General features: G+C 60.3%; 1 protein-coding gene. It reads left to right on the top strand.

The genetic code is table 11. The annotated features are described in order from the left end of the window. A partial coding sequence (locus SB772_RS43070) for a hypothetical protein (RefSeq protein WP_410838906.1) occupies nucleotides 1-236 on the top strand: 236 nt, incomplete at its 5' end. Nucleotides 237-257: the final 21 nt, after the last annotated feature.

Genomic DNA, 257 nt, shown 5'->3' on the forward strand with positions numbered 1-257 from the left:
GTGCCGCCCACCACCCCGAGGTCCGAAAACGGGCAGTCATCGGCATGAACGCCCAACTTAAACGGCTCAAACCCGCAGCCCTGTCCCGGCAAATCCTCGCCCTGACCGGTGAACTGGAAGCCCTGGCCAAAGCCAAAGCACCAGCAAGGGACTACAAAACCAACGCCTGGTTCAACAAGGCCCCGACACGGACCTTTTCACATGAGGCAACGAACCACGCTTCCCGGACCTATTGACGTGAGGCAACAGGGTGCCGA

Source organism: Paraburkholderia sp. SIMBA_030 (assembly GCF_046535245.1).
Taxonomy (GTDB): Bacteria; Pseudomonadota; Gammaproteobacteria; order Burkholderiales; family Burkholderiaceae; genus Paraburkholderia.